We start from the raw sequence: 12,278 nt of genomic DNA on the forward strand, positions 1-12,278 counted from the left end.
CGCCCCATGCCGGAGCGCCGCCGGGCAGCACAAAGAACCCGGCCCCGCAGACACCGGGCACCCCGTCGCGCCCTCACACCCCCCGATGACGTGACAGCACCAAGATCGCCTCAAGCCCCTTAGCAGAGCTGCGCGTTCTCAGAATGCGGTCACTTTGCCGTCCAGTAAAAAGCCGTACATGTCCCCACAGCCACCTCAAGCGTTCCTCAACGGCATAACAAGACAGTCACATCCTCCGCCGACCCATCCCCGACTCCGCCACCTGCGCCTAGAGTCACGGCCAGTCACCGCGCCGCCGGGCGCGTCTGCAGCACGGCCCTGTACCAACCCAGTACGGCCCGGCGAACGACACGGCACCTCAAGCAGAGGAGGCCGCGCCAGGGAAAGGACCTTTCGTGCGACACCGTTCTTTGCTCATCCTCACCACAGTGCTCACCACAGGAGCCCTGACGCTCACCGCCTGCGGGTCGCGCGACGACAGCAAGAAGAGCAGCGGCGGCGACACCCAAACCGTCGTCATCGGCGTCGACGCGCCCATCACGGGCGACCTGTCCGCCCTCGGCCTCGGCATCAAGAACTCCGCCGAACTCGCCGTCAAGACGGCGAACAAGGAAAAGACCGTCCCCGGCATCAAGTTCGAGGTCAAGCCGCTCGACGACCAGGCACAGCCCTCCGTCGGCCAGCAGAACGCCCAGAAGTTCATCGACGACGACGCCGTCCTCGGCGTCGTCGGCCCGCTGAACTCCGGCGTCTCCCAGTCGATGCAGAAGCCGCTCAACGACGCCTCCCTCACCCAGATCTCCCCCGCCAACACCGGCACCGAGCTCACCCAGGGCGAAAACTGGAAGACCGGCGACAAGAAGCGCCCCTACAAGACCTACTTCCGCACCGCCACCACGGACCAGGTCCAGGGCGCCTTCGCAGCGAAGTACCTCTTCAACGACGCGAAGATCAAGCAGGTCTACCTCATCGACGACCAGAAGCCGTACGGCGCCGGTCTCGCCGCCTCCTTCAAGGCGACCTTCACCACCCTCGGCGGCAAGATCGTCGGCACCGACCACGTCAACCCCGACGACCGCGACTTCAACGCCGTCGTCACCAAGGTCAAGAAGTCCGGCGCCAAGGCCGTCTACTACGGCGGCGAGTACCCCGCCGGCGCACCCCTGAGCCAGCAGCTCAAGGACAGCGTCCAGATCCCCCTCATGGGCGGCGACGGCATGTACAGCGCCGACTTCATCAAGCTCAACAAGAAGTCCCAGGGCGACATCGCCACCTCCGTCGGCAAGCCCGTCGAGGAACTCGACTCCGCCAAGAAGTTCATCGCGGACTACAAGACGGCCGGATACAAGGACGCCTACGAGGCGTACGGCGGCGGCACCTACGACGCCACCTGGGCGATCATCGAAGCCGTCAAGCTCGCCGTCTCCGAGAACGACGGCAAGCTCCCCGACAACGCCCGCGCCAAGGTCCTCGACGCCATGAGCAAGGTCAAGTTCGACGGCGTCACCGGTCCCGTCTCCTTCGACGAGTACGGCGACACCACCAACACCATGATGACCGCCTACCAGGTCGACGGCGGCAAGTGGACGTCCAAGCTCAGCGAGGTCTACAAGCCCTGACCCGGCCCGCCCTCCCGGGCGCGCACTGAACCGACACCAGACCGCGCGGGGGCGCTACCAGGGCTCCCGCGCGGTGCCATATCCGAACCACTCCACGGAGGCCCTGCGGTGAACGAACTGCCGCAACAGCTGGCCAATGGACTCATCCTCGGCGCGATGTACGGTCTCATCGCGATCGGCTACACGATGGTCTACGGAATCATCCAGCTCATCAACTTCGCCCACGGCGAGATCTTCATGATCGGAGGCTTCGGAGCTCTCACCGTGTACCTCTGGATGCCGGCCGGTGTCTCCCTCCTCGCGATCATCCCACTCATGATCATCGGCGGCGTCATATGCTCCGTCGCCGTCAGCGCCGCAGCCGAACGCTTCGCCTACCGGCCCCTGCGGGGCGCCCCCCGACTGGCCCCGCTGATCACCGCGATCGGACTCTCCCTCGCACTCCAGCAGGCCATCTGGAAGTGGTACCCCGACGCCAAGAAGGACCGCTCCTTCCCCCAGTTCAAGGGCGAAGCGATCGACATCCTCGGCGCCCACATCCAGCGCGGTGACCTCTTCGTCCTCATCACGGCACCCATCTGCATGCTCGCCCTCGGGCTCTTCGTCTCCAAGACCCGCTCCGGCCGCGGCATGCAGGCCACCAGCCAGGACCCCGACACCGCAAAGCTCATGGGCATCAACACCGACCGCATCATCGTCATGGCCTTCGCCATCGGTGCCGCGTTCGCCGCCGTCGCCGCCGTCGCCTACGGGCTCAAGAACGGCCAGATCGGCTTCAGAATGGGCTTCATCATGGGCCTCAAAGCCTTCACCGCAGCCGTACTCGGCGGCATCGGCAACATCTACGGCGCCATGCTCGGCGGCGTCGTCCTCGGCATCGCCGAATCCCTCGCCACCGGCTACATGAGCAACGTCCCCGGCATGGAACTCTTCGGCGGCGGCGCCTGGAAGGACGTATGGGCCTTCGTCCTCCTCATCATCGTCCTGCTGCTCCGCCCCCAGGGCCTGCTCGGCGAACGCGTCGCGGATCGGGCGTGATACGGATGACCACCAACGACACCACCACACCCGGGGCCGCCCCCTTCCTCGCGATCCCCGCAGCCGCGGCCCGCATCGGCACCCTCGCAGGCGCCGCAGTCGCACTCGTCGGCACTTTCCTCGCCTGGACCTGGACCAGCGAATTCCCCGGCGACCTCACCGTCACCGGCTACCCCGGCGGCCTCCAGGTCCTCACCCTCATCAGCGCCGCACTCACCCTGCTCCTCACCCTGTCCGGATACGGCATCCGAGGGCTCCGCTGGCTCACCCCCGGCGGCACCAACAGCCCCGTCCGCCTCCTGGCACTCGGCACCCTCGGCACCACCGGCTACACCATCGGTGCCATCGCCTACGACCTCGGCGGAGTCGTCAACCTGGAACCCGGCGCCTGGGTCAGCGGCATCGGCGCACTCGTCGCCGCCGTGGCCGCACTCGGACTCCCCGGCGACCAACCCACCTCCAACGCCACCGCAGCCGGCGCCTGGGAACGCTTCCGCGACAGCCTCCGCGCACCGTCGGCCCCCCGGGCCAAAACCCTCCCCGACTGGGCCGAAATCCTCATCATCGTCGTGTCGTTCGGCATCGGCCTCCAAGTCTTCGCCTACGGCATCGACACCGACTACACCGAACTCTTCATCGGCTTCCTCATCACCGTCGGCTTCGCCTTCACCGCACTCCACCGGGCCGGACTCGTCTCCCGCCTCACCGCGCTGACCGCGAAACACCGCAACATCACCCTCACCGCCGCCCTCGTCGCAGCCGTCTGCTTCCCGTTCACCCAGCAGAAGGAGGAATACGCGCTCATCGGCGCCAACATCCTCATCTTCGCCACCGTGGCACTCGGCCTCAACGTCGTCGTCGGCCTCGCCGGCCTCCTCGACCTCGGATACGTCGCCTTCCTCGGCGTCGGCGCCTACGCCGCCGCCCTCGTCTCCGGCTCCACATTTTCGGCCATCGGCGTCGAATTCCCCTTCTGGGCCGCCGTACTGACCGGCGCCGCAGCCTCACTCGTCTTCGGCGTACTCATCGGCGCACCCACCCTCCGACTGCGCGGCGACTACCTCGCCATCGTCACCCTCGGCTTCGGTGAGATCTTCCGCCTGACCGTGAACAACCTCAACGGCAACAGCGGACCCGACCTCACCAACGGCTCCCAGGGCATCCCCAGCATCCCCGACCTCAACTTCTTCGGATTCGACTTCGGGATCAAACACGACATCCTCGGCTTCAACCTCGGCAGGTCCGCCAACTACTACCTGCTGATGCTCGTCTTCACCGCCGTCGTCGTCCTCGTCTTCCGCCGCTCCGGAGAATCCCGCATCGGCCGCGCCTGGGTCGCCATCCGCGAGGACGAGACCGCAGCCACCGCCATGGGCATCAACGCCTTCCGGCTCAAGCTGATCGCCTTCGCCCTCGGCGCCACCCTCGCCGGCCTCGCCGGCACCGTCCAGGCACACGTCAACTACACCGTGACACCCGAGCAGTACCAGTTCGCCGGCTCCGTACCCCCCAACTCCGCCTTCCTCCTAGCCGCAGTCATCCTCGGCGGCATGGGAACCCTCAGCGGACCTCTCGTCGGCGCCGCACTGCTCTACCTCATCCCGGCCAAGCTGCAGTTCATGCAGGACTACCAGCTCTTCCTCTTCGGCGTCGCACTCATCCTCCTGATGCGCCTGCGTCCCGAAGGCCTCGTCGCCGACCGCAGGAAGCAGCTCGAATTCCACGAGAACGACCCGATCGACGTACCGGAACCACGGCAGGCCGAAGAGACCGGCGTCGGCATCGCCAAGGCGGGGGCGTGACCACCATGACCACCACCACGAAAACCGCCACGACCGTCCTCGACGCGAGCGGCGTCACCATGCGCTTCGGCGGCCTCACCGCCGTACGCAACGTCGACCTCACCGTCAACACGGGCGAAATCGTCGGCCTCATCGGCCCCAACGGCGCCGGGAAGACCACCTTCTTCAACTGCCTCACCGGGCTCTACGTCCCCACCGAAGGCAAAGTCAGCTACAAAGGCACCGTCCTGCCGCCCAAGCCCCACCTCGTCACCCAGGCAGGCATCGCCCGCACCTTCCAGAACATCCGGCTCTTCGCCAACATGACCGTCCTGGAAAACGTCCTCGTCGGACGCCACACCAGGACCAAGGAAGGCCTCTGGTCCGCCCTCCTGCGGCTCCCCGGCTTCACCAAGGCCGAACACGCCAGCCGCGAACGCGCCATGGAACTCCTGGAATTCATCGGCCTCCAGGACAAGGCCGACCACCTCGCGCGCAACCTCCCCTACGGAGACCAGCGCAAGCTGGAAATCGCCCGCGCACTGGCCAGCGACCCCGGACTCCTGCTCCTCGACGAGCCCACCGCCGGCATGAACCCGCAGGAAACCCGCGTCACCGAAGAGCTCATCTTCGCCATCCGCGACCAGGGCATCGCCGTCCTCGTCATCGAGCACGACATGCGGTTCATCTTCAACCTCTGCGACCGCGTCGCCGTCCTCGTCCAGGGCGAGAAGCTCGTCGAAGGCACCTCCGACGTCGTCCAGAGCGACGAACGCGTCGTCGCCGCCTACCTCGGCACCCCCTTCGAAGGCGCCCCCGGCGCCGAAGAAGTCGCCGAAGTCGAAGCAGCGGAAGCCGAAGCACACGCCGAAGCCGCCACCGACGACGACACCAGCACCACCCGCACCGAAGAGGAGGACACCCCATGACCGCACTGCTCCAGGTCGAAGACCTCCGCGTCGCCTACGGCAAGATCGAAGCCGTCAAGGGCATCTCCTTCACCGTCGAAGCAGGCCAGGTCGTCACCCTCATCGGCACCAACGGCGCCGGCAAGACCACCACCCTGCGCACCCTCTCCGGGCTCCTCAAGCCCGTCGGCGGCAGCATCCTCTTCGACGGCAAACCGCTCACCAACGTCCCGGCCCACAAGATCGTCTCCCTGGGCCTCGCCCACTCCCCCGAGGGACGCCACATCTTCCCCCGGCTGACGATCACCGAGAACCTCCAGCTCGGCGCCTACCTCCGCAACGACAAGGCAGGCATCGAGAAGGACATCCAGCGCGCCTACGACCTCTTCCCCATCCTCGGGGAACGCCGGAAGCAGGCGGCCGGAACCCTCTCGGGCGGCGAACAGCAGATGCTCGCCATGGGCCGCGCCCTCATGTGCCAGCCCAAGCTCCTGATGCTCGACGAACCCTCCATGGGCCTCTCCCCGATCATGATGCAGAAGATCATGGAGACCATCGTCGAACTCAAGGCGCAAGGCACCACCATCCTGCTCGTCGAGCAGAACGCCCAGGCCGCACTCTCACTCGCCGACCACGGCCACGTCATGGAGGTCGGCAAGATCGTCCTCTCCGGCACCGGCCAGAACCTCCTCCACGACGAATCCGTCCGCAAGGCGTACCTCGGCGAGGACTGACCGACACCGCTCCACACGGATGAGGCCCGCACCCCGATCGATCCGGGGTGCGGGCCTCATCCGTACGTACCTACGCGGCTACTCGCCGTCCTTCGCCGCCCTCTTCTTCTCCTCGGCATCCTCGATCAACGCCTCGGCAAGCTGCTGCATCGACAGCCGACGGTCCATCGACGTCTTCTGAATCCACCGGAACGCCGCCGGCTCCGACAGCCCGTAATCCGTCTGCAGAATGCTCTTCGCCCGGTCCACCAGCTTCCGCGTCTCCAGCCGCTGCGCGAGGTCCGCGACCTCGCTCTCCAGCGCCTTCAGTTCCGCGAACCGGGACACGGCCATCTCGATGGCCGGCACCACGTCGCTCTTGCTGAACGGCTTCACGAGGTACGCCATCGCCCCGGCGTCCCGGGCCCGCTCGACCAGGTCGCGCTGCGAGAACGCGGTGAGCATCAGGACGGGCGCGATGGACTCCTCGGCGATGCGCTCGGCGGCGGAGATGCCGTCGAGGATCGGCATCTTCACATCGAGAATGACGAGGTCGGGCCGGTGCTCACGAGCGAGCTCGACCGCCTTCTCGCCGTCACCGGCCTCGCCGACGACCGCATAGCCCTCTTCCTCGAGCATCTCTTTGAGGTCGAGGCGGATGAGGGCCTCGTCCTCCGCGATGACGACGCGGGTCGTCAGCGGCGGAACGTGCGACTTGTCGTCGTCGGCGACGGGCTGGGGCGACTCAGGCGTGGTCACGGGGCTCCTCGTTACGGGCAGGTGCAGCTCCCCTGAGCCTACCCACCTGCGGTATGGTGGTCGCGCAACGGGTCGAAGAGCACCTTCGATTCTGTGAGCCCCGGTAGCCCAATTGGCAGCAGGCAATGGATTCAAAACCCATACAGTGTCGGTTCGAGTCCGACTCGGGGCACTTTTCCTTCGATTCCAAGGCCGCCAAGGAATTGCAGAACTTCACATGAACGTGTGAATGCTGACTTATTCCACCTGTGGGTCACCAAGATCCAGCCAGGCTCAGCTTTGTGTACGACATTGATACGCGGAAGCGCGCTCTGGCACTCCTTGCACAAGGCTTCAGCCAGAACTCCGTAAGCAAGCAGACCGGCATCTCTCGTGCCGCCATCCGTTCGTGGCAGACACGAATAGAACCCCTCGACCGGAACCACGCTTCAGCCTGTCCGAGATGCTGCGGCCTGCCGAGAGATCCCGAAAACCCCGCCGCGTACGCATACTTACTGGGCCTCTACCTCGGTGACGGCTGTATCAGTTCAGCCAGAAGAGGCGTGTACTTCCTCCGTATCGCCTGCGCCGATGCCTGGCCGGGCCTCATCGACGCCTGTGCCGAGGCCATGCAGACCGTGCGCCCCGGAAACAAGGTGTTCCGGGTCCAGCGTCAGGGCTGCCAGTACGTGACGTGCCACAGCAAGCACTGGCCCTGCCTCTTCCCTCAGCACGGACCTGGCAAAAAGCACGGTCGCAAGATCGCTCTCGAACCCTGGCAACAGAGGATCGTGGATGCCCACCCATGGGAATTCATCCGCGGCCTCATCCACTCCGACGGATGCCGGATCACCAACTGGACCACTCGCCTCGTCGGTGGTGAACGGAAGCGCTACGAATACCCCCGGTACTTCTTCACCAACAAGTCGGACGACATCCGCAAGCTGTTCAGCGACACGCTCACCGCCGTAGGGGTCGAGTGGACAACCCTCGCACGAGGCAGCAGCCCGCTCAACATCTCCGTCGCCCGACGGGCGTCCGTCGCGCTCATGGACGCTCACGTCGGGCCGAAGTACTGACGACCGGGTTACTTGGGGCTGTCGTCCTCGCCGATGTGGTGCACACGCACCAGGTTCGTCGATCCGGGGACGCCCGGCGGGGAGCCGGCCGTGATGACCACGATGTCGCCCTTCTCGCAGCGGCCGATCCGCAGGAGTTCCTCGTCGACCTGGGCGACCATCGCGTCCGTGGAGTCGACGCGCGGGCCGAGGAAGGTCTCGACGCCCCAGGTCAGGTTCAGCTGGGAGCGGGTGGCCGGGTCCGGGGTGAAGGCCAGGAGCGGGATGGGTGAGCGGTAGCGGGAGAGTCGCTTGACCGTGTCGCCGCTCTGGGTGAAGGCGACGAGGAACTTCGCGCCGAGGAAGTCGCCCATCTCGGCGGCTGCCCGGGCGACCGCTCCGCCCTGGGTGCGGGGCTTGTTGCGGTCGGTGAGCGGGGGCAGGCCCTTGGCGAGGATGTCTTCCTCGGCTGCTTCGACGATGCGGGACATCGTGCGGACCGTTTCGACCGGGTATTTGCCGACGCTGGTCTCGCCGGAGAGCATCACGGCGTCGGTGCCGTCGATGACGGCGTTGGCGACGTCGGACACTTCGGCCCGGGTGGGGCGGGAGTTGTCGATCATCGAGTCGAGCATCTGGGTGGCGACGATGACCGGTTTGGCGTTGCGCTTGGCGAGTTTGATGGCGCGCTTCTGGACGATGGGGACTTGTTCGAGGGGCATTTCGACGCCGAGGTCGCCGCGGGCGACCATGATCCCGTCGAACGCGGCGACGATGTCGTCGATGTTCTCGACGGCCTGGGGTTTTTCGACTTTGGCGATGACGGGGAGGCGGCGGCCTTCTTCGTCCATGATGCGGTGGACGTCGTCGATGTCGCGTCCGCTGCGTACGAAGGAGAGGGCGATGACGTCGGCGCCGGTGCGCAGGGCCCAGCGGAGGTCTTCGATGTCTTTGTCGGAGAGTGCGGGGACGGAGACGGCGACGCCGGGGAGGTTGAGGCCCTTGTTGTCGGAGACCATGCCTCCTTCGATGACAGTGGTGTGGACGCGGGGGCCGTCGACGTGGGTGACTTCGAGGGTGACGCGGCCGTCGTCGACGAGGATGCGTTCGCCGGTGGTGACGTCGGTGTGGAGGCCTTCGTAGGTGGTGCCGCAGGTGTCGCGGTCGCCTTCGATGGGTTCGACGGTGATGGTGAAGCTGTCGCCGTGTTCAAGGAGTACGGGGCCTTCGCGGAAGCGGCCGAGGCGGATCTTCGGGCCTTGAAGGTCGGCGAGGATGCCGACGCTGCGTCCGGTTTCGTCGGAGGCTTTGCGTACGTGGCGATAGCGCTGTTCGTGTTCGACGTAGGAGCCGTGGCTGAGGTTGAAGCGGGCGACGTCCATTCCGGCTTCGACGAGTGCCTTGATCTGCTCGTATGTGTCGGTGGCTGGGCCCAGGGTGCAGACGATTTTTGCTCGGCGCATGGTTTGACCCTAGACCTTACCTACGGGTAGCGAATTGGGTCTGCGTGTCGTCTCAACAACCTTTGGGTGAAGGGTTATTGACAAGTGTTGAATTGTGCAGCGGGGCGCTCTGATGAGCATTGTTTTTCAGAGTTTTGGGGGTGCCATGGTGAAGCGGGCGTTCACCTGGGCGTAGAGGGTCTGCCGTTGGGGTTCGAGGTCGAGGGCGGGGGGTGTTTCGGGTTCCGCTCCGCCGTATGCGGCGCTGGCGCGGAAGCTGCCGGGTGCGGCAGGCATGGGTGCGAGGGGGGCGGCATTCTCGGCGCCGAGGTCGGCGATGTCGAGGAGGGCGGTGAGGTGAGTGCCGAGGGCGTCGGCGTATTCGCGGGCGCGTTGGACGGCTTCTTGTACGGCTTGGCGGCGGGCCCTGGCGTGGGCGGGTGAGTCGGGGCGGAGGTTCCACCAGGGGCCGTTGATGTGGGTCATGTCGAGGTCGGCGATGCGGGTGGTGAGTTCGCCGAGTGCGGTGAAGTCGCCGAGTACGGCGGTGATGTGGACGCGGCCGTGGTAGGCGCGGATCTTTTCGTCGCGTCCGCCTGCGGTGAGTTCGGGCGTGACGGAGAAGGCGCCGGTTTCGAGTTTTTCGACGGCTTGTCCGTAGGTGCGTACGAGTTCGAGGACGTGGGCGTTGCGTCGGGTGAGGTCGTCGAGGGCTGTTCGGCGGTCTTTGCCCCGGGCGGTGACGGTGATGGTGATGTGGGCGGTTTCGGGGTCGACTTCGAGGCGGGCTTCTCCGCAGACGGCGACGCGGGGGTGATCGGGGGTGCCGTAGGGGGCTGGTGTGACGGTCATGGGTTCACTGTCGCACCGGGGGGTGATCCGTGTGGTCATCAGATAGAAACCTGCAGGGGGTGTTGCGTGGTGCGGCTGGTGGGTCATTATCTACGCGCGTTGTGTACTGCATCTACGCGCGTTGTGTACTGCATCTACGCGCGTTGTGTACTGCGAGATCTGACTGTGGGAGACGAGATGCCGCTGAACCGTAGGACGTTCCTGGGCACATCGGCTGCGGCCGGTGCCGGTGTGGCGATGGCTGGGGGTGTGGCTGCGCCTGCCGAGGCCCACGGTCGTGGTCCTGGGCGTCCACCGAAGCGGTATGCGTTCACGGTGATGGGGACGACCGATCTGCATGGCAATGTCTTCAACTGGGACTACTTCACGGACAAGGAGTTCGACGACAAGGCGCACAACGATGTGGGTCTGGCGAAGATCTCGACGCTGGTGGAGCAGGTCCGTGCGGAGAAGGGCCGTCACAACACCCTGATGATCGATGCGGGTGACACGATCCAGGGCACGCAGCTGTCGTACTACTACGCGAAGGTCGATCCGATCACGGCGAAGCGTGGTCCGGTGCATCCGATGGCGCAGGCGATGAACGCGATCGGGTATGACGCGGCGGCGCTGGGCAACCATGAGTTCAACTACGGCATTCCGGTGCTGCGGAAGTTCGAGGAGCAGTGTGATTTTCCGCTGCTGGGTGCGAACGCGCTGGATGCGAAGACGTTGAGGCCGGCGTTCGCCCCGTATGTGATCAAGCGGATGCGTACGCCGCACGGTCCGGATGTGAAGGTGGCGATTCTGGGGCTGACGAACCCGGGGATCGCGATCTGGGACAAGGCGAATGTCAGCGGCAGGATGGTGTTCCCGGGGTTGGAGGAGCAGGCGGCGAAGTTCGTGCCGCGGCTTCGGTCCATGGGGGCGGATGTCGTGATCGTGTCGGCGCACTCGGGGACGAGCGGGACGTCGTCGTACGGTGATCAGGTTCCGTATGTGGAGAACGCGGCGGCGCTGGTGGCGGAGCAGGTGCCGGGTATCGATGCGATTCTGGTCGGTCATGCTCACTTGGAGATCCCCGAGTACTTCGTGGAGAACAAGGAGACGGGCAAGAAGGTGGTGCTCTCCGAGCCGTTGAAGTGGGGGCAGCGGTTGACGCTGTTCGACTTCGATCTGGTGTGGGAGAAGGGTCGCTGGGTGGTGGAGCGTGCGGGTTCGCGGGTGTTGAACTCGAACACGGTGGCCGAGGATCCGAAGATCACGGGGTTGTTGGCGGATGAGCACAAGAAGGTTGTGGCGTACGTCAATCAGGTGATCGGTACGTCGACGGCGGCGATGACGACGGCGGAGGCGGCCTGGAAGGACGAGCCGATCATTGATCTGATCAATGTGGTTCAGGCGGAGACGGTGAAGGCGGCTCTGGCGGGTGGTGCGTATGCGTCGCTGCCTGTGCTGTCGCAGGCGTCGTGTTTCTCCCGTACGGCGCAGATACCGGCGGGGAATGTGACGATCAAGGATGCGTCGGGGCTGTATCCGTTCGAGAACACGCTTGAGGCGCGGTTGCTGACGGGTGCGCAGATCAAGGATTATCTGGAGTTCTCGGCGCGGTATTACGTGCAGACGGCTGCGGGTGCTCCGGTGGATACGGCGAAGCTGACGAATGCGGGGAATACGCCGGACTACAACTATGACGCGGTGTCGGGTCTGACGTATGAGATCGATATTGCGAAGCCGAATGGTTCGCGCATTGTGAATCTGTCGTTCGAGGGCAAGGCGATCGATCCGGCGGCGGAGTTCGTGCTGGCGGTGAACAATTATCGGGCGAGCGGTGGGGGTAACTTCCCGCATGTGCCGGGTGCGAAGCAGCTGTGGGCGAATTCGGAGGAGATCCGGAACACGATCATTGGCTGGGTGCAGGCGAAGGGTTCGGTGGATAGTGCGCGGTTCGCTTCGGTGGACTGGCGGCTGACGCGGGATGGTGTGCCGGTTTTCTAGCGGCTGGATAAGACCGACCGGCACATGGGGGGTGGGAGAAGGAGCGGGGCTGGGTGTGTGCAGCTGCAAGGCGGAGGAGGGAGGCAACGCGAAGGGGGCCCCTCCCATGCCTTTCGGGCTATGGGGGAGTTGTTGACTGACGACAACGCCGC

10 protein-coding genes and 1 tRNA gene are annotated in these 12,278 nt (G+C 65.5%); 8 read left to right on the forward strand and 3 right to left on the reverse strand.

From position 1 onward, the window contains the following. The first annotated feature begins 410 nt into the window (after positions 1-410). From AB0N06_RS16260 to AB0N06_RS16280, 5 genes are all read left to right on the forward strand, one after another. On the forward strand, positions 411-1,619 hold the full coding sequence (locus AB0N06_RS16260) for a branched-chain amino acid ABC transporter substrate-binding protein (RefSeq protein ID WP_366135338.1): 1,209 nt from the start codon (positions 411-413) through the stop codon (positions 1,617-1,619). 108 nt (positions 1,620-1,727) lie between these two features. Continuing rightward, positions 1,728-2,657 carry a branched-chain amino acid ABC transporter permease gene (locus AB0N06_RS16265; protein WP_366135327.1) on the forward strand — a complete coding sequence of 310 codons (930 nt, stop codon included), beginning with the start codon at positions 1,728-1,730 and terminating at the stop codon, positions 2,655-2,657. Positions 2,658-2,662: 5 nt separating this feature from the next. Then, positions 2,663-4,459, forward strand: coding sequence for a branched-chain amino acid ABC transporter permease (locus AB0N06_RS16270; protein ID WP_366135328.1), 1,797 nt, complete (start codon positions 2,663-2,665; stop codon positions 4,457-4,459). Between the two features lie 5 nt (positions 4,460-4,464). Next, the gene (locus AB0N06_RS16275; protein WP_366135339.1) at positions 4,465-5,367 is read left to right on the forward strand and encodes an ABC transporter ATP-binding protein; all 903 of its coding nucleotides are present in this window, start codon (positions 4,465-4,467) and stop codon (positions 5,365-5,367) included. Then, a complete protein-coding gene (locus AB0N06_RS16280) occupies positions 5,364-6,080 on the forward strand; it encodes an ABC transporter ATP-binding protein (RefSeq protein ID WP_366135330.1) in 717 nt (238 codons plus the stop codon). The genes AB0N06_RS16275 and AB0N06_RS16280 overlap by 4 nt, the downstream gene beginning before the upstream one ends. 78 nt (positions 6,081-6,158) lie before the next feature. Here the strand turns inward: AB0N06_RS16280 and AB0N06_RS16285 are convergent, their stop codons facing one another. Beyond that, the gene (locus tag AB0N06_RS16285; RefSeq protein ID WP_366135331.1) at positions 6,159-6,818 is read right to left on the reverse strand and encodes a response regulator; all 660 of its coding nucleotides are present in this window, start codon (positions 6,816-6,818) and stop codon (positions 6,159-6,161) included. 97 nt (positions 6,819-6,915) lie between these two features. Here AB0N06_RS16285 and AB0N06_RS16290 point away from each other — a divergent pair. Continuing rightward, positions 6,916-6,990 (forward strand) — tRNA-Leu (locus tag AB0N06_RS16290). Between the two features lie 109 nt (positions 6,991-7,099). Next, the gene (locus AB0N06_RS16295; RefSeq protein ID WP_366135332.1) at positions 7,100-7,876 is read left to right on the forward strand and encodes a transcriptional regulator; all 777 of its coding nucleotides are present in this window, start codon (positions 7,100-7,102) and stop codon (positions 7,874-7,876) included. Between the two features lie 8 nt (positions 7,877-7,884). On the opposite strand, the gene pyk is transcribed toward AB0N06_RS16295, so the two are convergent. Both pyk and AB0N06_RS16305 read right to left on the reverse strand, forming a co-directional pair. Beyond that, positions 7,885-9,318 carry a pyruvate kinase gene (gene pyk / locus AB0N06_RS16300; protein ID WP_366135333.1) on the reverse strand — a complete coding sequence of 478 codons (1,434 nt, stop codon included), beginning with the start codon at positions 9,316-9,318 and terminating at the stop codon, positions 7,885-7,887. A 126-nt stretch (positions 9,319-9,444) separates the two neighbouring features. Further along, positions 9,445-10,149, reverse strand: coding sequence for an SIMPL domain-containing protein (locus tag AB0N06_RS16305; RefSeq protein WP_366135334.1), 705 nt, complete (start codon positions 10,147-10,149; stop codon positions 9,445-9,447). A 177-nt stretch (positions 10,150-10,326) separates the two neighbouring features. Between AB0N06_RS16305 and AB0N06_RS16310 the strand changes: the two genes are divergently transcribed. Then, a complete protein-coding gene (locus AB0N06_RS16310) occupies positions 10,327-12,126 on the forward strand; it encodes a 5'-nucleotidase C-terminal domain-containing protein (RefSeq protein ID WP_366135335.1) in 1,800 nt (599 codons plus the stop codon). Positions 12,127-12,278 lie beyond the last annotated feature (152 nt).

Source organism: Streptomyces sp. NPDC051020 (assembly GCF_040683105.1).
In the GTDB taxonomy this organism is placed as follows: domain Bacteria; phylum Actinomycetota; class Actinomycetes; order Streptomycetales; family Streptomycetaceae; genus Streptomyces.

Excerpts from the sequence above, each read along its gene's own strand:
- AB0N06_RS16275 (WP_366135339.1), top strand. The coding sequence starts at position 4,465 with ATGACCACCACCACGAAAACCGCCACGACCGTCCTCGACGCGAGCGGC.
- AB0N06_RS16280 (WP_366135330.1), top strand. The coding sequence starts at position 5,364 with ATGACCGCACTGCTCCAGGTCGAAGACCTCCGCGTCGCCTACGGCAAG.
- AB0N06_RS16310 (WP_366135335.1), top strand. The coding sequence starts at position 10,327 with ATGCCGCTGAACCGTAGGACGTTCCTGGGCACATCGGCTGCGGCCGGT.
- pyk (WP_366135333.1), bottom strand. The coding sequence starts at position 9,318 with ATGCGCCGAGCAAAAATCGTCTGCACCCTGGGCCCAGCCACCGACACA.
- AB0N06_RS16270 (WP_366135328.1), top strand. The coding sequence starts at position 2,663 with ATGACCACCAACGACACCACCACACCCGGGGCCGCCCCCTTCCTCGCG.
- AB0N06_RS16305 (WP_366135334.1), bottom strand. The coding sequence starts at position 10,149 with ATGACCGTCACACCAGCCCCCTACGGCACCCCCGATCACCCCCGCGTC.